Here is a 20734-nt window from a genome sequence, read left to right as displayed (position 1 = left end):
GGTGCGATGCCCATGTCCACGATCGTCACGGGAACCCAGTCGTCGACGCCGGCCGACTGGCCGGTGCCCGAGGAACGACGAACGGTCAGCGTGCTCTTCGCCGACATCGTCGGCTCGACCGCGCTGATCGACCGGCTCGACCCGGAGGAGGTCCGGGCCCTGCAGAGCGCCTACTTCGACACCGTCGTCGGGGTGCTGGCCCGCTGGGGCGGCGTGGTCGAGAAGTACGTCGGCGACGCCGTGATGGCCCTGTTCGGGGCCCGCGAGTCCGACGGCCACGACGCGTACCGGGCGGTGCGGGCCGGGTTGGAGATCCAGCGCGCCCTGGACGGGCGGGCCCTGCCCGGCGTGGCGGCCCTGCGCACGCGGGTCGGTGTCGCCACCGGCGAGGCGCTGGTGGACGTCGCGGCCATCCGCGACGGCGCGCACGGCATGGCCAGCGGCGCGGTGATCACCGCCGCCGCCCGCCTCCAGGAACACGCCCCGCCCGGCGGCGTCGTGGTCTGCGCGGCCACCCGCCGCGCCACCGCCGGGGTGATCGTCCACCGGGCACTGGGCCCGCTGGCCGTCGCCGGCAAGTCGCTGCCCATGGACGTGGCGCTCGCCGTCGGGGCCGCCCGTCCCGAGCCGGTCCGCCACCACGGCGGGCTGGTCGGCCGCCGCCGGCAGCTCGCCGCCGCCCGGGACCGGGTGGTCCGGGCCGCCCGCGAGCGCGACCCGCGCTGGGTGTCGCTGGTCGGCGCGGCCGGCAGCGGCCGGAGCCGGGTGTTGCACGAGCTGCGCCGCGCGGTCGCCACCGTCGACGGCGCGCCGGTGCGCTGGTACGCCGCCGCCTGCCCGCCGCGCGCCGAGGGGCCGTTGGAGCCCGTCGCCGACCTGCTGCGCGCGTTCGCGGGCCTGCGCGCCGACGAGACGCCGGCGACCGTACGCCGACGGCTGCTGGCGGCGCTCGACGGCGTGGTCCCTGCGGGGCGGGCGCTGTCCACGGTGGTCGCCTTGGAAGGGCTGCTCGACGGGGCGTCGCCGGTCGGCGCGGCGGTGTGGCAGCGGGTGCTGCTGCGCCTGGCCGACCGGCAGCCCGTCGTGCTGGCGGTCGACGACGCCGACCGGGCCGCCCCGGCGACGGACCGGTTCCTGCGCGCCCTGTTCGCGGCGGCCGTCGCCCGGCGGGTGCCGCTGGCGGTGGTGGCGACGCGACGTCCGCAGTGGAGCGGCGACCGCCCCGGCCCCGAGGGCAGGCAGGACGAGGTGCCGCTGCCCCCGCTGGCGGCGGTGGAGACCGGGCGGCTGCTGCGCCGCCTGCTGGTCCGGGCCGGGCGGCCGGCGACCCTGGCGACCCGGCTGCTGCCGCTGGTCGCCGGGTTGCCGGGGCGCGCCGAGGCGTACGTGCGGCACTTGGCAGACGGGGCGGACCCGGCGCAGCCGCCGCAGCCGGTGCTCGCGGCCGCCGCGGCCGGCCTGGACGCCTGCGACGGCCAGGAGCGGGCCGCGCTGATGGTCGCCGCCGCGCTGGGCCCGGGGGTCGCCGCTGCGACGGTCGACCGGGCCTTCGGCTGGCCGGCGGGCCACGCCGAGCGGACCATGTCCCGGCTCACCGCGCGCGGGCTGCTGCGTCCCACGACGCGCGGCGGGTACGACGTCGCCGACCCGGCGCTGCGTCGGGTGGCGCGCGACCGGCTGCCCCGGGCGGTCCTGGCGGCCGTCGTCCGTCACGCCGGCGCGACGGCACCGGCGCGGCCGACGACGCATCCGGCCCCGGCGCGGCTGCGGCCGACGGCACCGGCCCGGCCGGCGCGCCCGGGCGACCGGTCACCCGACGGCAGCCTGCGGCCCCCCGGGGGTCGGGGGCAGGGCTGGGGCAGCACCCGGCCGGGCCAGGCCCGGGATCAGCGCAGCGTCTCCAGCCGGGACACCAGGTCCGCCGGTGCCGGCATGGCGGCGATCTCGCCGCTGACCTCGCGGGCGGCCCCGGCCAGCGCCGGGTCGGTGAGCAGCCGGGTGAGCAGTTCGGCGGTGATCCGCCGGGCCGGGACGGCGAGGCCGGCCCCCCGGGCGGCGATGAGCCCGGCGTTGTGCCGACGGTCCCCCGGCCCCGTGGTCGCCAACTGCGGGATGCCGGCGACGAACGCACCGTACGCGCTGCCCGAGCCGCCGTGGTGCACCAGCGCCGCGCTCGCCGGCAGGGCGGCCGCCAGCGGGATCCAGCCCACCGCCCGGACGTTGGCCGGCAGTCGCCGGGCCCGCCGGAAACCGGGCCGGACCAGGACGAACTCGGCGTCCACCCGGCCGGCGGCGGCCAGCACGGCGCGCATGAGGCCGGCGCCGACCGGGCCGGCGATCGTGCTGCGGGTGACCAGCACGCGGGGCCGGGGGCCGGGCTCGGCGAGCCAGCGCGGCAGCTCCCCGCCGCCGGCCCAGGCGACGTGGCGCAGCGGCCAGCCGTCCTGGGTGGCCACGCTGGGCGGGGCGATGGCCAGGGCGGCGACGGGGGGCGGCAGCCCGGCGAGGCCGTGCCGGCGCAGTGCCCCGGCCAGCCGGGCGGTGGTCACCCGGACCAGCTCCCGGCCGTCGAACAGGGAGTTCTCGTGGCGTACGGCGGGGACGTCGAGCCGGGCGGCGGCGAGCGCGCCGGCCACCGCGAAGGGCTCGTAGAGCACCAGATCGGGCCGCCAGCTTTCCGCGAGCGCCACGAGGCCGTCGGCCAGCTCGTCGTTGACCTGCCCGAAGAGCAGCGCGGCGCCCCGGGTGCCGGCCGTGCCGGCGACCTCGGCGCGGCCGACCAGCGGATGGCGCAGCAGCACCGACCGGGCGATCCGGCCGAAGTCGAAGCCCGGCGCGACGTCGCGCACCGGCAGGCCGCTGCGGGCGGCGGCCATCCCCTCGGCGCCCGTGGCGACGAGCACCTCGTGACCGGCGTCGCGCAGCGCGAGGGCCAGCGGCAGCAGCGGGAAGACGTGCCCGATCAACGGCGCGGAGACCACCAGGACGCGCATCCGCCGATGGTAGGCGGCCGCCGGGCGGCGGTGGGGCCGCGAGTCCGGGCGGCGGGCCACTGCCGACGCTCCAGCGTCCCAACATGTGGACGGTGGCGCGACGCGCCCGACGCGAACGGCCGCCGGTCCCGGGCCGTCGCCCACGGGAGCCGCACAATGACGCTGAGTTGCCTTCTCCCGAGAGGACCGCCGATGACCAGCAGCGGAGTCCGCCACGACACCTCACCGTCCGCAGTCACCTCCCCCGGTGTGCCACCCGCCACCCGCCGGGAGGACCTCGTCACCGTCCTGTTCGGCGCGGTGCTCACCGCCGGGGCGATGTCCGACGGCTGGGCGCACACCAACATCATCGAGACCATCGAGGGCTTCTTCACCCCGTGGCACGGGCTGCTCTACGCGGGCTTCGTCGCCACGGCGGCGTGGACGTTCTGGCTGGCGTACCGGCGGCGCGGCGGCGCGCCCCGGTGGTGGCGGGACGGCTGGCCCGCCGGCTACCGGGTGGGTGCCATCGCGGCGGTGACCTTCCTGCTCGCCGGGCTGGCCGACCTGGCCTGGCACGAGACGCTGGGAGTGGAGGTCGGCCTCGACGCCGCGTTCAGCCCGAGCCACCTGCTGCTCGACGCCTCTGCGGTGCTGCTGGTGACCAGTCCCCTGCGTTCGTGGTGGGCCGGCGGCGAGGGCGGCGCGCGATCGGTCACGGGCGTCGCGTCGCTCGTGCTCGGCGCGATGGCGCCGTCGATCCTGCTCACCTACGCGTCGGCGTTCCTCACCCTCGCCCCGACCCGGACGATCGGCCTGGGCGCCCAGCAGCAGGCGGTGCTCGGCGTCGACGCGTACCTGCTCACGACGCTGCTGCTGGTCGGACCGTTCCTGCTGGTCCACCGGCGGCGCGCGACCGTCGGTACGGGCGCCGCCCTGGTCGCCGGGGTGGCGCTGTACGACCTGGTGATGCACGAGTTCCCGACGACGCAGACGTGGGCCGCGCTGGGGGCACTGGGCGGGGCGGCCCTCGCCGACGCGCTGCTCTGGCGGCTCGACGCGGTACGCGGCCCGGCCGCGCCGCTGCGGCTGCCGCTGGCCGGGGCGCTGCTCGGCGGGCTGCTGGTCGCCGGGCACCTGACCGGCCTCGCCCTGGCCGCCGGGGTCCGCTGGACGCCGGAGGTGACCGGCGGCGTCGTCGTCCTCGCCGCGCTGCTGGGTGCCCTGCTCGGCGGCCTGGCCGCCCGCCCCGCCGGGCCCGCGCCGGTCCCGGCGGCGCCGACGCCGGCGGTCCCGGCCCAGGCGGTTCCGCTCGGCAGGCGGTGACCTGCCCGGCCGCCGCCCGGCCGCCGCCCGGCCGCGACCGGCCCGGCCGGGCCGGCCCGGCCGGGCGGGACGCGGGGCACCACGGCGGCTCGCCCGGCGGTCCCGCTCACGGGGTGAGCAGGGTCTTGCCGACCGCCGCCCGGTCCTCGACGGCGCGGTGCGCGTCGGCGGCGCGGTCCAGCGGGAACGTCCGCCCCACCAGCGGCGTCACCCGGCCGGCCGCGACGGCGTCCAGGGCGGCCAGCAGGTGCGCCCGCCTGGTCTGCGGCCCGGCCGCCTGCAGGGCCCCGATGTCGGTGACCGCGATGCCCCGGGCGCGGGCCGAGGCGGGTTCGGGGACGGCGAAGCCGCCGGCCGGCGCGCCGTACGCGCAGACCCTTCCGCCCGGTGCCACCAGGTCGTGCGCGGCCCGGCCGTACGCGCCGCCGGCACCGTCGAGGAGCACGTCGACGCCGCCGAGGACGGCGCGTACCCGGTCGGTCCAGTCCGGGGCGGAGTAGTCCACGACGTCGGTGACGCCGAGGCGACGCAGCGCGTCCCCCTTGGCCGTCCCCCGCGCCGCCGCGACCACCCGGGCCCCCGCGGCCCGCGCCGCCTGGACCAGCAGCGCGCCCGCTCCCCCGGCGGCTGCGGCGACCAGCACCCGGTCGCCGGGGCGCACGCCGGCCAGGTCGAGCACGGCGAACGCGGTGGCGCCGTCGGTGAGCAGGGCCGCGGCGTCCCGCAGCGACACCGCCGCAGGCACGGCGAGGACGTCGTCGACCGGCACCGGGGCCCGGTCCAGGTAGCCGCCGACCGCTCCGGTCCGGGCGACCACCCGCCGGCCGGCCCAGGCCGGATCGACGCCGGGCCCCACCGCGCTCACCGTGCCGGAAACCCCCGACCCGGGGCGGTACGGGGGCCGGACCGGGAACCACTGCCCGGCCCGGCCCGCGCGGATCGCCGTGTCGATCCAGAGCACGTTGGCGTACGCCGTCTCGACGACCACCTCGCCCGGCCCGGGCGACGGGTCGGGGTCCTCCGTCAGGGTCAGCACCTCCGGCCCGCCGAACCGGGCCACCTCGACCACTCGCATCCCGCACCTCCGTGTCGCTCGACCGTGTGCGCACAGCGTCGGAGGTGAAGCGGGGTTGAGGTCAACCGGCGCGCGGGGTGGGCCGGGTCACGGGTTCTCCGGGTCCAGGTTGCGTTCGCGCAGCAGCGCGTCCAGCTTGGCCTCGATCCGGTCGTCGGACTCCCGCGACTGGGACGAGCCCCAGTAGTAGAAGAGGGCCAGCCCGGCGGCCTGCCAGATCAACTGGAGGAACTCCGACTGCCAGTTCTCGAAGGTGCTCGCGAAGAACTGCGGCAGGAACTCGGACCAGGCGAACGCCTGGCCGTGCTGGCTCGCCTCGTTGCGCTGCACGACGAGCTGGAAGAGGAACTGGCCGACCCACGAGAAGAGGAAGAGCGCGCCGGTGACCAGCGCGAAGGCGTACGCCTTGGGCCATCGCGGCTTACGGAACGGTGGGCCGGCCGCCGGGCCGCGACTGCGGCCACCCCCGGTGTCGGCGCTGACGGACGGGCGCGTGCCGGTCGGTGTGCTGGTCTCCGCCATCACGATCCCCCTCTCGGTAGTCGATCTCACCCGTGATGTGCCCCGCCCCGACCCGGTCGAAACCGTGCTGAACAGGGACGGAGGCCGCGAACGGCACTCCCCTCTTGTTGCCAGTAATTTGCAACAAGGTCTGGACGCCGACTGAGGGCGTAACTAGCCTGATGCGCATGACTCCTTACATCAGCGAGGGTGCGGCCGAGGCGGCCGCCGGGCCCCCCGCGACGATCACCGCGGGTTCCGCCGACCCCGCCGACCCCGACCCCGCCGTTTCCGGGCTCGCCGCGACGGCGGCGGCCTGGCAGGAGAGCTGGGACCGGCAGCAGGAGGGGTTCATGCCGGACCGGGAGGAACGCCTCGCCGCCATGCTCGACGCCGTCGAGGCCGTGGTCGACACGGACTCGCCCCGTCTGCTCGACCTCGCCGGTGGCACCGGCACGATCACGCTGCGCGCCCTGGCCCGCTTCCCCCGGGCCCGGGTCACCCTGGTCGACCTCGACCCGGCCCTGCTCGCCCTCGCCCGCGCGTCGCTGGGCGACCGGGCCGTCGTGCTCGCCGCCGACCTGGCCCGTCCCGACTGGCCCGGCCGGCTGCCGCACCGCGACTACGACGCCGTGCTCACCGCCACCGCCCTGCACTGGCTGCCCGCCGACCGCCTCACCGAGCTCTACGGCGAGCTGCGCGACCTGCTGCGCCCGGGCGGGCTGTTCGTCAACGCCGACCGGATGCCCGACGACGCGCTGCCGACGCTGACCGACCGGTTGACGGCCCGCGCCCGGGAGCGACGTGCCGCCCGGTACGCCGCGGGCGCGGCCCTGTCCTGGTCCGACTGGTGGGCACGGGCCGGCGCCGACCCGGTGCTGGGTCCGCTGGTGCGGCGCCGCCACGAGATCTACCCGACCGGGCACAGCCCCGAGTGGAACCCGCCGGTCTCCTGGCACCTCGGCGCGCTGACCGCCGCCGGCTTCACCGAGGCCGGCACGCTGTGGCGGGGCGGCGCAGACGCCGCGGTGGCCGCCCTGCACTGACGCGCCACCCCTCGCCGCCCCTCGCCCCGCCCCGCCCCGCGCCGCCCCTTGCGCCGCGCCGCCCCTTGATCGTCTGCGCGGAAAGGAGACGACACGCCGGCCGCACTCTCCGTTTCCCGCAGACGATCAAGGGGCCCTCCGGCGGGGCGGCGGGGGTAGGCTCGCGCTCGTACGCCCAGGCGGCTGGTGGGAGGGCGAGGGTGACAGAACCGACCCCGCGCCGGGTCGACCCCGACGTCGACCTGCGGGTGCCGGCCGACCGGGGCGAACTGCGCGCCCACCCGGCGGTCGTGCTCGGCGTCATCGCGGCCGGGGGCGTGGTCGGCGCGCTCGCCCGGGCGGGCGTCCAGGCGGCGTTCCCACACCCGCCGACCGGGTTCGGCTGGGCGACGTTCGGCGTCAACGTGTCCGGATGCCTGCTGATCGGCGCCCTGATGGCGGTGGTCACCACCGGCCGCGTCCCGCCGCTCACCCGACCGTTCCTGGGCGTGGGCGTGCTCGGCGGCTACACCACCTTCTCCACGTACGTGGTGGACGTGCGGCAGGCTGCGGCCGCCGGTGCCGCGGGCACCGCGCTGGCGTACCTCGCCGCCACCCTGCTGGGGGCGGTCGCCGCGGTCTGGGTCGGCGACGCCGCCGCCGGCCGGCTGCTCGGCCGCGCGACCGGCGCGCGAGAGGGCGAGACGGCGACGGGGCGCCCGGGTGCAGACGGGGCACGGGCCGACGGCGGGCCGTCGTGACGGTCCTGCTGATCGCCCTCGGCGCGGCCGTCGGGGCGCCGCTGCGTTACCTCACCGACCGGGCCGTGCAGTCCCGGCACGCCTCGCCGTTCCCCTGGGGCACCCTGACCGTGAACGTGGTCGGCTCGCTGGTGCTCGGCGCCCTGGTCGCCGCGCCGGTGGGTCCGGCGGTGAGCGCGCTGCTCGGCACCGGCTTCTGCGGCGCGCTCACCACCTACTCCACCTTCGGGTACGAGACGCTGCGCCTGGCCCGCGACGGCTCCCGCCTGCTCGCGCTGGTGAACGCGCTGACCAGCGTCGCCGCCGGGCTGGGCGCGGCGACGCTGGGTTACGCGGCGACCCGCGCGCTGGTCGGCTAGCTCCCGGGGGAGGTCGTGTGGTCGAGGATCACCTCGGCCAGCTGGGGCGCGATCGCCTCCGGCAGGGCATGGCCGAGCCCGGGGACGGTGACGAGCCGGGCGTTGCCCAGCAGCGTCGCGAGGTGCCGCGCGGAGGCGGTGCCGGCGACCGGGTCGGCCGGGGAGTCGACCACGAGGACGGGGGTGGTGACCGCCGCCAGCTCGCCGGCGCGGTCGAGGCCACCCTGGTCCGCGCGGGCGTGCGCGGCCGGGTTCTCGTGCCGCCCCGCGTGCGCCATGATGCGCTCCTCCCGACGCCGGAACTCCTCGGCGTCGAAGGGCGACTCGCCGCCGTTGAGGACGCGCCAGTGCCGCACGCGCCAGGCCAGTTCGGCGTCGCGGTCCCGTGGTTCGAGCATGGTCTCCCACAGCGCCAGCAGCTCGGGGGCGATCCCGGGCCCGTCGGCCGGGCCACCGTCGAGGGGGGTGGTGCCGATGAGGGTGGCCGTCGCCACGCGCTCCGGGTGGTCGAGCAGCAGCAGTTGCGTCAGCGTGCCGCCCAGCGACATGCCGACCACGTGGGCACGGTCGATCCCCAGGGCGTCGAGGACCCGTACGGCGTCGGCGGCGAGCGCGGTGAGCGGGTAGGGGTCCTCGTCGAAGGACCACGTCGACCGCCCGGTGTCGCGGTGGTCGTAACGCACGACCCGGTGCCGGCGGGCCAGCGCGTCCAGGAGGGCTTCCGGCCAGGTCAGGCCCGAGGCGTTCGCACCCATGACGAGCAGCAGTGCCGGTGCGCGCGGGTCGCCGCGTTCCTCGGCCCACAGCCGGACGCCGGGCGCGACGGTGATCTCATGTTCCACAACCCCACCCTCCCGGATGGCCGGTTCACCGTCCACTGGGTTACCGGCCTACGGTTCTGTCGGGGGCGATCATGGCGCGGGAGACCAACTAGGATGAGCAGGTGACGAGCACGCCCCGGCAAGCCGAAGCCCGCATCGGTCCGATCGGCGCGCTGTTGTGCCGGCTGGTGTTCCTCGCCATCTGCCTGCCCGGGCCGGCCCTGCTCGTCGCCGGCCTGACGATGGACCCGCCACCGTCGCCCAAGGACTTCTGGGGCATGCTCGCCGGTGACGTGTTCATGACGATTGTCTGCGTCGGCTTCGGTGTCTTCGGCTTGCGGGTGGTCGCCCGGTCGCGACGCGACGCGCGTCAACTGTCCGCCGCGGGCGTCGCCGCGACGGCGGAGGTTCTCACCGTGGCGGACCGCGTGGACGGAGAAGACCCCGGGCTGACGCTCCGCCTGCGCATCAGCGGGCCCGGGTTCGCCCCGTTCGAGGCGGACGTGAACCACCCCGTCGACCCAGCCCTCGTGCCTGGCGCGACGCTGCCCGCCACCGTCGACCCCGCTGACCGTCTCTTCTCGATCCCCTGACGGCCTGGGGCAGCGTCGTCCGGGCTTTTCCCGCCCGATGTCACGGCTCGCCGGAGTGCGGTCGAGTGGTCGCCCCGCTGCCGGCGCGGATCACGCCGGTCGCCCGGTCACGCGGTCACCTTGGCGACGAACGCGGCGAGGTGGGCCACGGTCCGCTGGATCTTCTCCTCCAAAGTGATCGACTCCTGGAGGCGTGCGCCGGGCCCCGCGTCCTTCCTGCCGCGCACGTACAGGGAACAGGCGAGGTCGCTGCATATGTACGTGCCCACGGTGTTGCCCTGCTGTCCGGGCTTGCCCGCCCGGCGCGCGACCATGAGAGAGACGCCGCCGGCCGGGGTGGTGAGGCAGATCGAGCACATGCCGCGCGGTCGCTGCGCGGCGGTGGGGCTGGGGCAGCGCAGTGCGAGGGCCGTCGGGCGGCCGTCGAGGGCGGTGGCGAGGTAGGCGCGGTCCGGGGCCTGCGGGTCCCGCCAGCCGAGGTAGTCCAGGTCACTCCAGGGGCGTTCGGCCAGGTCACGCGGCACGGAGAGGCGCTTCGACTCGCCCTTGGTGCAGTTGACGAACGCGGCGCGGATCTGTTGTTCGGTCAGTGGCTCCATGGCCGGCACGCTAGGCTGCCTAAAATCTTTAGGCAAACGCTTAATGAGTTTAAGCAACGAGGAGGACCATGGTCCGCGCCGGACTCACGGCAGAACGCCTGACCCTGGCCGGGGCCGAGCTGGCCGACGAGGTCGGCTTCGAGCAGGTGACCGTCTCGGCGGTCGCCAGGCGGTTCGGCGTCACGGTCGCCAGCCTCTACTCGCACCTGCGAAACTCCCAGGACCTCCGGACCCGGATCGCCCTGCTCGCCCTCGACGAGCTCGCCACCCGCGCCGCCGACGCCCTGGCCGGGCGGTCCGGCAGGGACGCGCTGACCGCCCTGGCGAACGTCTACCGCGACTACGCCCGGGAGCACCCGGGCCGCTACGCCGCCGCCCAGCTCCGGCTCGACCCGGCCACGGCCGCCGCCAGCGCCGGCGTCCGGCACGCGCGGATGATCCGGTCGATCCTGCGCGGGTACGACCTGACCGAGCCCGACCAGACGCACGCCGTGCGCCTGCTGGGCAGCGTCTTCCACGGCTACGTCAGCCTGGAGCTGGCAGGCGGGTTCGACCACAGCGCCCCCGACACGCAGGAGACCTGGACCCGCATCCTGGACGCCCTCGACGCCCTCCTACACACCTGGCCCTCACCCGGCCCCCGCCCCGCCCCACCGCCCCCGCCCACACCCCGGTGATCAAGAGGTTTGCGTCACCGCCGAGATCACCTTTGACACTTTCCTCTTGATCACCAACGCGGGGCGGGGCGGGGCGACGCGGGCGGGGCGGGGCAGGGGCTGGTGGGTCAGGGTGGGGTGGGGCGGGCGGCCAGGACCAGGAGGAGTTCCGTGCGGGCGGTCGGGTCGGCCAGGTCGTCGCCGTACAGCTCGCGCAGGCGTCGGATGCGGTAGCTGACGGTCTGCGGGTGCACGTACAGCTCCGTGGCCACCTCGGCGCGCGAACCCCAGTGCCGCAGCCAGCTGTGCAGGGTGGCCAGCAGGCTCTCCCGCTGCGCCGGGCGCAGGTGCGCCAGGGGCGCCAGCCGGCGGGCGGTGAGCACGGCCAGCGCGCCGGCCTCCCCGCGTAGGGTCAGCGCGATCAGGTGGTCGTCGACGAAGACCGGCCCCGGGTCGGCCCCGGCCGGTCCGGCGGTCAGCTCGGCGAGCCGGAGGGCCGCCGGCACCTGCGCCCAGCCCAGGGTCGGCCCCACCACCGCCCCGCGCCCCGCGAGGGCCTCGGCGAGCTGCGGTCGGGCGGAGCGCGGACCGGCCCGCAGCAGCAGCACGGCGTCGCGTCCGCGTTCGACCACGAGGCCGTCCGCGCCGTAGCGGAACCGGGCGTCGCGGGCCTGCTCCAGCGGAAGCAGCACCGGCACCACCTCGTCGAGGTGCGGCCAGCCGATCCGGGCGGCGGCGGCCCCGACGGCGGCGGGCAGGCCGTCGCCGCGCAGCAGCAGCTCGGCGAGCTGCCGACGCCGCCGGTCGCCCTCCCCGGCCTGCTCGCGCAGTTGCAGGGCGTAGCCGTCGGTGCTCGCGGCGGCCAACTCGTCGACGTACGCGGTGATCGCGTCGGACAGGTCGATCAGCTCCGCGGTGTCGACGGGGCGCAGCCGGGCCAACGACTCCGACGCGGTGCGCAGCATCAGCCGCGCCGCCGTCCGTTGCGCCGCCAGCAGCGCCTCCGGCCCCCGGTCCTCGCGCGCCTCGCCCGCGCCGAGCGCGACGAACACGTCCCGCACGCGCGGCGGCAGGGCGGGCTCGGCGGTGCCGACGAGGTCGACGAAGCGCTCGAAGGCGACCTGCACGGCGGTGCGCACGTCCCGGGCGAACTTGGCGTCGGAGATGGCGGCGAAGGCCGGGGTGGCCTCGGTGACCGCCGCGGCGACCGCCCCGACGGTGGCGGGCAGGTGGGGTCGCATCGCGGCGGACAGGTCGGCGGGGAGCCGCTGCCAGGGCGTGGCGGGGGCGGTCATCCCGCGATTTTGTCACGCGGTGACAATCGAGGGCCCGATTCTCGCGTCCGGCGGGACGGTGCTCCGCGTCGGCCGCCCGGCGACGATGGACCGCGACGGGCACCCCCGCCGTTCCGCCGTGGCCCGACCGAGGAGAGCGCCGTGGAGCACCGCACGTCCCGCCAGCACGTCGTCGACATGTGCCGCACCATGCTCGCCCGCGGCTACCTCAAGGCCACGGAGGGCAACGTGTCGGTCCGCGTCCCCGGCCACGAGCTGTACGCGGTCACCCCCAGCAACTACGACTACGACCGGATGCGCGTCGAGGACGTCTGCATCGTCGACTTCGCCGGCAAGCACGTGCCCGACGGCTCCGGCACGGGCCTCGCGCCGTCGATCGAGTGCGGGATGCACGCCAACATCTACCGGCAGCGGCCGGACGTCAACGCGATCGTGCACACCCACCAGCCGTACGCCTCGGCGCTGGCCTTCCTGCGCCGGCCGATCCCGGCGCTGACCGACGAGCAGGTGCGCTTCCTCGGCAAGCGGGTCGCCATCGTCGACTACGCCCCGTCGGGCACCGGGTTCCTGGCGCGCAACGTGCAGAAGAAGGTCGCCGGCGGCGACAACGCGTTCATCATCGCCAACCACGGGATCGTGGCCCTCGGCACCGACCCGGACCGGGCGGTGTTCAACATGGCGCTGCTGGAGAAGGTGTCGATCGCCTACCTGCTGGCGCTGACCACCGAGACCGGGAAGGTCTACACGATCCCGACGGCCATCCGCGAGGTCGCCTTCGGCAAGCTGCGCGCCGACGAGAAGCGGATCGCCGCGCAGATCACCGAGGCGGTGCCGCCGCTGCGGGTGCCCGCCGACGAGGAGCCGCCCAGCGCCGACGCGACGGCCGCCGCGCTCGCCGCGCCCACCGAGGGAAAGCTCACCGCGCCCACCGAGGGGAAGACGGAAGGCGGCGAGGCGGCCCGGCTCGGGTACGCGATCAGCGAGTATCCCGACGTCGACGACGTGCTGCGCCGGCTGAAGGCGCTGATCGCCCAGCCGATCCGCGGGCTGCGCCACGACGCGCTGCTCGACGTGCTCAACTACTACGACACCAAGTGCCGGGCCAGCAGGGAGATCACCGACCGGGCGAAGCGGCGCATCCCCGGCGGCGTCCAGCACAACCTGGCGTTCAACTACCCGTTCCCCCTCGCCATCGAGCGGGCCGAGGGCGCGCACCTGGTCGACCGCGACGGCAACACCTACATCGACTTCTTGCAGGCCGGCGGCCCGACGATCCTGGGCAGCAACTACGGGCCGGTCAACGAGCGGGTCGCGGAGGTGGTGCGGGCGTCCGGGCCGGTCACCGGCCTGTTCCACGAGTACGAGCTGAAGCTCGCCGAGATCATCCACCGGTACCTGCCGCACGTGGAGATGTACCGGGCGCTCGGCTCGGGCACCGAGGCGGTGATGGCCGCCGTGCGCGGGGCGCGGGCATTCACCGGCAAGAAGATGGTGATCAAGGTCGGCGGCGCGTACCACGGCTGGTCCGACACGATGGTCTACGGCCTGCGGGTGCCCGGCACCTACCGGATGAACGCCAAGGGAATCCCGTTCGGCGCGACCAGCCGCACCCGGGAGGCGTTCCCGCACGACCTGGGGCAGCTGCGGCGCAAGCTGATCGAGAACCGGCTGCGGGGCGGCACGGCCGCCGTCGTGGTCGAGCCCGTCGGCCCGGAGTCCGGCACCCGGCCGGTGCCGCGCGACTTCAACGCCAAGGTACGCCAGCTCTGCGACGAGTTCGGCGCGCTGCTGATCTTCGACGAGGTGGTCACCGGGTTCCGCCTCGGCCTGGGCGGCGCGGCCGGCTACTTCGGCGTCACCCCCGACCTGACGGTGCTGGGCAAGGCGGTCTCCGGCGGGTACCCGATGGCCGGCGGCGTCGGCGGTCGCGCCGACGTGATGGCGGTCTTCGGCTCCGGCCTGGACGGCAAGAGCGGCGCGCACATCCAGGTCGGCGGGACCCTGTCGGCGAACCCGCTGTCCTGCGCGGCCGGCTACTTCGCCATCGAGGAGATGGCCCGCACGAACGCGCCGGTGATCGCCGGGCGGGCCGGCGACCGGCTCACCCGGGGACTGCAGCGGCTCATCGACCGCTACGGCCTGCCGTACGTCGCCTACAACCAGGGCTCGATCGTGCACCTGGAGTGCAGCGGCGTCATGCTGCTGGACATGCGCCACCCGGTGAAGCTGCTCAAGGAGAACAAGGCCCGCAAGCGGCTGATGGAGCAGATGGGCGCGGCGTACGCTGCGCACGGCATCATCACCCTGGCCGGCTCGCGGATGTACACCTCGATGGCCGACACCGACGAGGTCATCGACGACGCGCTCGCGCGGTTCGACCAGGTGTTCGCGCTGGTCGAAGGAGTCTGAGCCGGTGGCAGGCACGGCACCGCAGGTGCTCGCGATCGACCTGGGCACCTCGGGGATGAAGGCGGCCCTGGTCGCCGCCGACGGCACCGTCACCGGCTGGGCCGAGCGGGCCGTGCCGCTGCGGGTGCTGCCCGGCGGCGGCGCCGAGCAGGATCCGCGCGCCTGGTGGGACGCGCTCGGGCAGGTCGCCGCCGACCTGGGCCGGGCCCACCCCGACCACCTGCGCGCGGTCACCGTGGTGTGCGCCTCCACCCAGGGCGAGGGGACCATCGCCGTCGACGCGGCCGGGGAGCCGCTGACGGCGTGCATCAGCTGGCTGGACATGCGGGGCGCGGCGAACCTGCGCCGCCAGTTCGGCGGCTTCCCCGCGTACCACGGGATGTCGGTGCGTCGGATCGCGCGCTGGCTGCGGCTCACCGGCGGCATGCCGTCGCCGACCGGCAAGGACCCGGCGGCGCACATGCTGCTGGTCCGCGACGAGATGCCGCAGGTGTACGCGCGCACCGCGTCGTTCCTCAACGTGCTCGACTGGATCAACCTGAAGCTGACCGGGCGGACGGTGGCCACCGTCGACTCGATCCTCACCTCGTGGGTGACCGACAACCGGCGGCCGGGCGACGTCCGCTACTCCCCCGCCCTGGTCGCCGACTGCGGCATCGACCGGGACAAGCTGCCGCCGATCGTCGCCTGCACCGACGTGATCGGCACGCTGTCGCCGGCCGCCGCCGCGCACCTGGGCCTGCCGGAGTCGGTGCGGGTGGTCGCCGGCGCCATCGACAACACGGCCGCCGCGATCGGGGCGGGCACGACCGGCGACAACGAGCCGCACCTGTATCTCGGCACCTCGTCGTGGGTCGCCGCGCACGTGCCGGCGAAGAAGACCGACGTGGTCGCCGGGATCGCCTCCGTGCCGTGCGCCATCCCCGACCGCTACCTGATGACCGCGTTGCAGGCCACCGCCGGGGCGAACCTGACGTGGCTGCGCGACAAGGTCGTCGAGTACGACGACCCGCTGCTGAGCGCCGGGCACGTCAGCCGGGACGAGGGCACGATCTTCGACGCGTTCGACCGGATCATCCCGACGGTGCCGCCGGGCGCGAACGGCGTCATCTACACCCCGTGGCTCTACGGCGAACGCGCGCCGGTCGACGACCCGCACCTGCGCGCGGCGTTCCTCAACATCTCGCTGGACACCAACCGCTCCGACCTGCTGCGGGCGGTCTTCGAGGGCGTCGCGTTCAACACCCGCTGGCTGTTCCGGGCGGTCGACCGGTTCCTCGGCGCGCCGGTCACCTCGCTGGCGATCACCGGCGGGGGCGCGCTGTCGGACTCGTGGTGCCAGATCTTCGCCGACGTGCTCGGCGTCGAGATCCGGCGCGACGCGAATCCCCTGGCGGTCAACGCCCGGGGGGCGGGCTGGATCGGCGCGGTCGGCACCGGGATGGTCGACTTCGCCGACCTGCCCGGCCTGATGCGCAGCGACCGGACGTTCACGCCGACGCCCGCGCACCGGGCCACGTACGACGAGATCTTCGCCGTCTACCGTCAGCTGCACCAGCGGCTGGCCCCGGTCTACCGGCGGCTGCGCCGGTAGACCGCCCGCGCCTGGCGGGCGCGGGCGGCCCGGCCCGTCGGTCAGCCGATGTCGGCCAGCCTCGGCAGCACCTCGTCGGCGACCCGCCGGGTGAACTCCACCGGGTGCCGGTCCGGCATGACCTGCACCTCGGTCACCCCGAGCGCGGCGTACGCGGCCACGTCGGCGACGAACGCGTCGACGTCGGCCAGCGGCGGCCGCATCATGATCGCCGTCTTCTCGATGGCGTCGTAGTCGCGGCCCTCGGCGGCGCAGTGGCCGCGCAGCACGTCCAGCTTGTGGGCCACGTCGTCGGGGCTGGAGCCGAACAGGTTGCACGCGTCGGCGTACCGGGCGACCAGCAGCAGCGTCTTGCGTTCACCGCCGCCGCCGATCATGATCGGCGGGTGCGGGCGGCGCAGCGGCTGCGGTGAGTTCAGCGTCTCGGCCAGCCGGTAGTGCCGGCCCTCGAAGGGCCCGTCGTCGTCGCCGAACATCTGCCGGCAGATGCGCAGCGTCTCCTCCAGCCGCTCGAACCGCTCGGCCACCGGCACGACCGGCACGCCGAGCCCGCGCTGTTCCCGCTCGTACCAGGACGCGCCGATGCCGAGGCGGGCCCGGCCGCCGGAGAGCACGTCCAGCGTCGTGACGATCTTGGCGAGCAGCCCCGGGTGGCGGTACATGACGCCGGTGACCAGCACACCCAGCGTCATCCGCCGGGTCAGCGCGGCGACGTAGCCGAGGGTCGTGTACGCCTCCAGCATCGGCTCCTCGGCCGGGGCTTGGGCCTCCATCTGGAAGTAGTGGTCCATCACCGTGAAGGACGCGAACCCCGCCTGCTCGGCGAGGGTCGCGGTCTCGGCCAGGGTCGGCGCGATCGCCGCCGGGTCGGCCGGGGTCGAGAACGTCCAGTAGTGCAGCCCGAGTTTCATCTCCACACCTCCGGGTCGAGCCTAGTGGCGTCCGGGCCGTCGCACTGGGTGGGAACGATTCGACGGTTCTGGGCCGGTATCCGGTAGTCTCCCGTTACCAGGCCGAGAGGCGCTGCGACGGGCCCGGCCCGCCACGCTCGACCTGGGAGCATGTGGACCAAGGGCGCCTCCGAGACTTCGGGGGTGGTCGGTGTGGTTTCGTCCGTCGACGGTTCAGGTGCGGTTGCGGCGCTGCGGCGGCTGCTGGCCGAGCGCATCGTGGTGCTCGACGGCGCCTGGGGCACGATGCTGCAGGGCGCGAAGCTTTCCCCCGCCGACTACCGGGGCGACCTGATCGGCGACGACCATCCCCGCGACGTCACCGGCGACCCCGACCTGCTCAACCTGACCCGCCCCGACCTGATCCTGGACGTGCACCGGCAATACCTGGCGGCCGGGGCCGACATCACCACCACCAACACGTTCACGGCCACGAGCATCGGGCAGGCCGACTACGGCCTGGAGGCGCTGGCGCGCGAGATGAACGTGCGCGGCGCGCAGCTCGCCCGGCAGGCCGCGGACGAGGCGGGCGGGCGGTTCGTCGCCGGCTCCGTCGGCCCGCTCAACGTCACCCTGTCGCTGTCGCCACGGGTGGAGGACCCCGCGTACCGGGCGGTCACGTTCGACGACGTCAAGGCCGCGTACGCGGAGCAGATGGCGGCGCTGGCCGAGGGCGGGGTCGACCTGCTGCTGGTGGAGACGATCTTCGACACGCTCAACGCGAAGGCGGCGATCGCCGCGGCCCGCGAGGCGGCCCCCCACCTGCCGCTGTGGATCTCCGTCACGGTGGTGGACCTGAGCGGCCGCACCCTGTCGGGGCAAACGGTGGAGGCGTTCTGGCGCTCCATCGCGCACGCCGAGCCGCTGGTCGTCGGCGTCAACTGCGCGCTCGGCGCGGCGGAGATGCGCCCGCACGTGGCGGAGCTGTCCCGGCTGGCCGGCACCTACGTCGCCGCGCACCCCAACGCCGGGCTGCCCAACGCGTTCGGCGGCTACGACCAGACGCCGGAGGAGATCGGCGCGCTGCTCGGCGGCTTCGCCGGCGACGGCCTGGTCAACATCGTCGGCGGCTGCTGCGGGACGACCCCGCCGCACATCGCCGGGATCGCGGCGGCGGTGCGGGGCATGCCGCCACGGCCGGTCGCCCGGGAGACCCCGGCGACCCGGTTCAGCGGTCTGGAGCCGTTCACCATCGGGCCGGACACCGGGTTCGTGATGATCGGCGAGCGCACCAACGTGACCGGCTCGGCGCGGTTCCGCCGGCTCATCGAGGCCGACGACCACCAGGGCGCGGTCGACGTGGCCGTCGAGCAGGTGCGCGGCGGCGCGAACCTGCTGGACGTCAACATGGACGCCGACCTGCTCGACAGCGAGCGGGCGATGACCACGTTCCTCAACCTGATCGCCACCGAGCCCGAGGTGGCCCGGATCCCCATCATGATCGACAGCTCCCGGTGGAGCGTGCTCGAAGCCGGCCTGAAGTGCGTGCAGGGCAAGGGCGTGGTCAACTCGATCAGCCTGAAGGAGGGCGAGGAGCCGTTCCTCGCCCAGGCCCGGACGATCCGCGACTACGGCGCGGGCGTCGTGGTGATGGCCTTCGACGAGCAGGGCCAGGCCGACACCACCGAGCGCAAGGTCCAGATCTGCGGGCGGGCGTACGACCTGCTGGTGGGCAAGGCCGGCTTCGCCCCCGAGGACATCATCTTCGACCCGAACGTGCTGGCCGTGGCAACCGGCATCGCCGAGCACAACGGCTACGCGAAGGCGTTCATCGACGCCCTGCCGCTGATCAAGGCCCGCTGCCCCGGCGCGCGCACCAGCGGCGGCATCTCGAACCTGTCGTTCGCGTTCCGGGGCAACGACGTGGTGCGCGAGGCGATGCACTCGGCGTTCCTGTTCCACGCCGTGCGGGCCGGGCTGGACATGGGCATCGTCAACGCCGGCCAGCTCAGCGTCTACGAGAACATCCCGGCGGACCTCCTCGAACTCGTCGAGGACGTCATCTTCGACCGCCGGCCCGACGCCACCGACCGGCTGGTCACCTTCGCGTCCACGGTCACCGGGTCGGGCACCAAGCGGGAGGTCGACCTGTCCTGGCGGGCCGCGCCCGTCGCCGAGCGGCTCACGCACGCGCTGGTGCACGGCATCGTCGACCACGTCGAGGCCGACACCGAGGAGGCCCGGCTGCTGTTCGACCGGCCCCTCGACGTCATCGAGGGCCCGCTGATGGACGGCATGAAGGTCGTCGGCGACCTGTTCGGCGCGGGCAAGATGTTCCTGCCGCAGGTGGTCAAGAGCGCCCGGGTGATGAAGCGGTCGGTGGCCTACCTCGAGCCGTACATGACCAAGGAGCGGGCCGCCGGGCACGGCCAGGGCAAGGTCGTCCTCGCCACCGTCAAGGGCGACGTGCACGACATCGGCAAGAACATCGTCGGCGTCGTCCTCGGCTGCAACAACTACGAGGTCGTCGACCTGGGCGTGATGGTGCCGGCCGCGCGGATCCTGGACACCGCCGTGGCCGAGGGCGCCGACGCGATCGGCCTGTCGGGGCTGATCACGCCGTCGCTGGACGAGATGGTCGCCGTCGCGGGCGAGATGCAGCGCCGGGGGCTGCGGGTGCCGCTGCTCATCGGCGGCGCGACCACGTCCCGGCAGCACACGGCGGTGCGCATCGCCCCCGCGTACGAGGGGCCGACGGTCCACGTGCTCGACGCGTCCCGGGTCGTCGGCGTGGTCTCCGACCTGCTCGACGCCGACCGGGCGCAGACCCTCGACACGGCCAACCGGGCCGAGCAGGAGCGGCTGCGCGAGCAGCACGCCAACCGGCACGCCCAGCCGCTGCTCACCCTCGCCGAGGCTCGCGCCAACCGCGAGCGGGTCGACTTCGCCGACCTGCCGGTGCCCGCGTTCACCGGCGTACGCGTCGTCGAGCCGTCCCTCACCGAGCTGCGCGAGATGATCGACTGGCAGTTCCTGTTCCTGGCCTGGGAGCTGAAGGGCAAGTTCCCGGCGATCCTCGACCAGCCCGTCGCCCGCGAGCTGTACGACGACGCCAACACCCTGCTGGACGCGATCATCGCCGACGGGTCGCTGCGCGCCCGGGGCGCGTACGGCTTCTGGACGGCGCACGCCGAGGGCGACGACATCGTCCTCGACGACGCCGGGGTGCGCCTGCCGATGCTGCGGCAGCAGACCGCCAAGCCCGCCGGCCGGGCCAACCGGTGCCTCGCCGACTACGTCGCGCCGGCCGGCGACCACCTGGGCGGCTTCGCGGTGGCGGTGCACGGCGCGGAGGAGCTGGCCGCCCGCTACGAGGCCGAGCACGACGACTACCGCGCCATCATGGTCAAGGCGCTGGCCGACCGGCTCGCCGAGGCGTTCGCCGAGCACCTGCACCTGCGGGCCCGCCGCGACTGGTTCGAGCCCGACGCCGCCCCGGCGCTGGCGGACCTGCACGCCGAGCGGTTCCGGGGCATCCGGCCCGCGCTGGGCTACCCGGCCAGCCCGGACCACAGCGAGAAGCGGGACCTGTTCGACCTGCTCGGCGCGCAGACGCTGGGCATCGACCTGACGGAGTCGTACGCGATGACGCCTGCGGCCGCCGTCAGCGGGCTGATCTTCGCGCACCCCGACTCGCGGTACTTCACGGTCGGACGGATCGGCCGCGACCAGGCCGAGGACTACGCGGCGCGGCGTCGCGTCGCCCTCGCCGAGGTCGAGCGCTGGCTGCGCCCGAACCTCGCCTACGAGCCGTGACCGGCGCGGCCGGGCCCGCGCGGCGGCGGGCCCGGCCGGCGC

16 protein-coding genes, 1 pseudogene and 1 riboswitch are annotated in these 20734 nt (G+C 75.3%); of the genes and pseudogenes, 10 read left to right on the top strand and 7 right to left on the bottom strand.

What is annotated here, in order from left to right; all coding sequences use genetic code 11:
* Positions 1 to 6: 6 nt before the first annotated feature.
* Positions 7 to 1173, top strand: a pseudogene (locus LPA42_RS00145) (adenylate/guanylate cyclase domain-containing protein); the annotation flags it as partial.
* A gap of 713 nt (positions 1174 to 1886) precedes the next feature.
* On the opposite strand, the gene LPA42_RS34680 reads toward LPA42_RS00145, so the two are convergent.
* Positions 1887 to 2876 (bottom strand): nucleotide disphospho-sugar-binding domain-containing protein, encoded by a 990-nt coding sequence (locus LPA42_RS34680; protein WP_255703649.1) that lies wholly within the window; start codon positions 2874 to 2876, stop codon positions 1887 to 1889.
* 309 nt (positions 2877 to 3185) lie between these two features.
* Here LPA42_RS34680 and LPA42_RS00130 point away from each other — a divergent pair, with 309 nt between their 5' ends.
* A complete protein-coding gene (locus LPA42_RS00130) occupies positions 3186 to 4298 on the top strand; it encodes a hypothetical protein (RefSeq protein ID WP_144082803.1) in 1113 nt (370 codons plus the stop codon).
* 106 nt (positions 4299 to 4404) lie between these two features.
* Here LPA42_RS00130 and LPA42_RS00125 read toward each other — a convergent pair whose 3' ends face one another.
* Positions 4405 to 5373, bottom strand: coding sequence for a zinc-binding dehydrogenase (locus LPA42_RS00125; protein WP_077940039.1), 969 nt, complete (start codon positions 5371 to 5373; stop codon positions 4405 to 4407).
* Positions 5374 to 5460: 87 nt separating this feature from the next.
* Complete coding sequence (locus LPA42_RS00120; RefSeq protein ID WP_198956763.1) at positions 5461 to 5895, bottom strand: DUF6766 family protein; 435 nt, start codon at positions 5893 to 5895, stop codon at positions 5461 to 5463.
* A 332-nt stretch (positions 5896 to 6227) separates the two neighbouring features.
* Here LPA42_RS00120 and LPA42_RS00115 point away from each other — a divergent pair, with 332 nt between their 5' ends.
* The 3 genes from LPA42_RS00115 (at position 6228) to crcB (ending at position 8019) form a co-directional block, all read left to right on the top strand.
* Complete coding sequence (locus tag LPA42_RS00115) at positions 6228 to 6920, top strand: trans-aconitate 2-methyltransferase (protein ID WP_228986265.1); 693 nt, start codon at positions 6228 to 6230, stop codon at positions 6918 to 6920.
* A gap of 200 nt (positions 6921 to 7120) precedes the next feature.
* Entirely contained in the window at positions 7121 to 7660 is a 540-nt protein-coding gene (locus LPA42_RS00110) for a CrcB family protein (RefSeq protein ID WP_077940038.1), read from the top strand.
* Positions 7657 to 8019 carry a fluoride efflux transporter CrcB gene (gene crcB, locus LPA42_RS00105; RefSeq protein ID WP_043968868.1) on the top strand — a complete coding sequence of 121 codons (363 nt, stop codon included), beginning with the start codon at positions 7657 to 7659 and terminating at the stop codon, positions 8017 to 8019. The genes LPA42_RS00110 and crcB overlap by 4 nt, the downstream gene beginning before the upstream one ends.
* On the opposite strand, the gene LPA42_RS00100 is transcribed toward crcB, so the two are convergent.
* Positions 8016 to 8861, bottom strand: coding sequence for an alpha/beta fold hydrolase (locus LPA42_RS00100; protein WP_077940037.1), 846 nt, complete (start codon positions 8859 to 8861; stop codon positions 8016 to 8018). The two genes, crcB and LPA42_RS00100, sit on opposite strands and share 4 nt — an antisense overlap.
* A 101-nt stretch (positions 8862 to 8962) precedes the next feature.
* Between LPA42_RS00100 and LPA42_RS00095 the strand changes: the two genes are divergently transcribed.
* Complete coding sequence (locus LPA42_RS00095; RefSeq protein WP_077940036.1) at positions 8963 to 9433, top strand: hypothetical protein; 471 nt, start codon at positions 8963 to 8965, stop codon at positions 9431 to 9433.
* A gap of 107 nt (positions 9434 to 9540) precedes the next feature.
* Here the strand turns inward: LPA42_RS00095 and LPA42_RS00090 are convergent, their stop codons facing one another.
* Complete coding sequence (locus LPA42_RS00090) at positions 9541 to 10032, bottom strand: FBP domain-containing protein (RefSeq protein WP_077940035.1); 492 nt, start codon at positions 10030 to 10032, stop codon at positions 9541 to 9543.
* Between the two features lie 68 nt (positions 10033 to 10100).
* Between LPA42_RS00090 and LPA42_RS00085 the strand changes: the two genes are divergently transcribed.
* Complete coding sequence (locus LPA42_RS00085; protein WP_228986206.1) at positions 10101 to 10709, top strand: TetR/AcrR family transcriptional regulator; 609 nt, start codon at positions 10101 to 10103, stop codon at positions 10707 to 10709.
* Between the two features lie 107 nt (positions 10710 to 10816).
* Here the strand turns inward: LPA42_RS00085 and LPA42_RS00080 are convergent, their stop codons facing one another.
* Positions 10817 to 11983 (bottom strand): CdaR family transcriptional regulator, encoded by a 1167-nt coding sequence (locus LPA42_RS00080; RefSeq protein ID WP_228986205.1) that lies wholly within the window; start codon positions 11981 to 11983, stop codon positions 10817 to 10819.
* A gap of 141 nt (positions 11984 to 12124) precedes the next feature.
* On the opposite strand from LPA42_RS00080, the gene LPA42_RS00075 reads away from it, so the two are divergent.
* Both LPA42_RS00075 and LPA42_RS34280 read left to right on the top strand, forming a co-directional pair.
* Positions 12125 to 14392, top strand: coding sequence for an aminotransferase class III-fold pyridoxal phosphate-dependent enzyme (locus tag LPA42_RS00075; protein ID WP_077940024.1), 2268 nt, complete (start codon positions 12125 to 12127; stop codon positions 14390 to 14392).
* 4 nt (positions 14393 to 14396) lie between these two features.
* Positions 14397 to 15986 carry an FGGY-family carbohydrate kinase gene (locus LPA42_RS34280; protein WP_077940023.1) on the top strand — a complete coding sequence of 530 codons (1590 nt, stop codon included), beginning with the start codon at positions 14397 to 14399 and terminating at the stop codon, positions 15984 to 15986.
* A 41-nt stretch (positions 15987 to 16027) separates the two neighbouring features.
* Here the strand turns inward: LPA42_RS34280 and LPA42_RS00065 are convergent, their stop codons facing one another.
* On the bottom strand, positions 16028 to 16897 hold the full coding sequence (locus tag LPA42_RS00065; protein WP_077940022.1) for an LLM class F420-dependent oxidoreductase: 870 nt from the start codon (positions 16895 to 16897) through the stop codon (positions 16028 to 16030).
* Positions 16898 to 16995: 98 nt separating this feature from the next.
* A riboswitch (S-adenosyl-L-homocysteine riboswitch) is annotated at positions 16996 to 17073 on the top strand.
* On the opposite strand from LPA42_RS00065, the gene metH reads away from it, so the two are divergent.
* Positions 17048 to 20692: a methionine synthase gene (gene metH / locus LPA42_RS00060; protein ID WP_255378747.1), complete on the top strand. Its 3645-nt coding sequence runs from the start codon at positions 17048 to 17050 to the stop codon at positions 20690 to 20692. (Overlaps the previous riboswitch by 26 nt.)
* The last annotated feature ends 42 nt before the right edge of the window (positions 20693 to 20734 follow it).

The sequence above is a fragment of the Micromonospora sp. DH13 genome (assembly GCF_020873825.1).
GTDB lineage: Bacteria > Actinomycetota > Actinomycetes > Mycobacteriales > Micromonosporaceae > Micromonospora > Micromonospora haikouensis.
Note: the sequence above shows the minus strand (reverse complement) of the source record. Positions and strands in the feature narration are given on the sequence as shown.

Coding starts and splice junctions, on each gene's coding strand:
- LPA42_RS34680 (WP_255703649.1), bottom strand. CDS start 2,876: ATGGCCGCCGCCCGCAGCGGCCTGCCGGTGCGCGACGTCGCGCCGGGC.
- LPA42_RS00130 (WP_144082803.1), top strand. CDS start 3,186: ATGACCAGCAGCGGAGTCCGCCACGACACCTCACCGTCCGCAGTCACC.
- LPA42_RS00125 (WP_077940039.1), bottom strand. CDS start 5,373: ATGCGAGTGGTCGAGGTGGCCCGGTTCGGCGGGCCGGAGGTGCTGACC.
- LPA42_RS00120 (WP_198956763.1), bottom strand. CDS start 5,895: ATGGCGGAGACCAGCACACCGACCGGCACGCGCCCGTCCGTCAGCGCC.
- LPA42_RS00115 (WP_228986265.1), top strand. CDS start 6,228: ATGCCGGACCGGGAGGAACGCCTCGCCGCCATGCTCGACGCCGTCGAG.
- LPA42_RS00090 (WP_077940035.1), bottom strand. CDS start 10,032: ATGGAGCCACTGACCGAACAACAGATCCGCGCCGCGTTCGTCAACTGC.
- LPA42_RS00085 (WP_228986206.1), top strand. CDS start 10,101: ATGGTCCGCGCCGGACTCACGGCAGAACGCCTGACCCTGGCCGGGGCC.
- LPA42_RS00080 (WP_228986205.1), bottom strand. CDS start 11,983: ATGACCGCCCCCGCCACGCCCTGGCAGCGGCTCCCCGCCGACCTGTCC.
- LPA42_RS00065 (WP_077940022.1), bottom strand. CDS start 16,897: ATGAAACTCGGGCTGCACTACTGGACGTTCTCGACCCCGGCCGACCCG.
- metH (WP_255378747.1), top strand. CDS start 17,048: ATGTGGACCAAGGGCGCCTCCGAGACTTCGGGGGTGGTCGGTGTGGTT.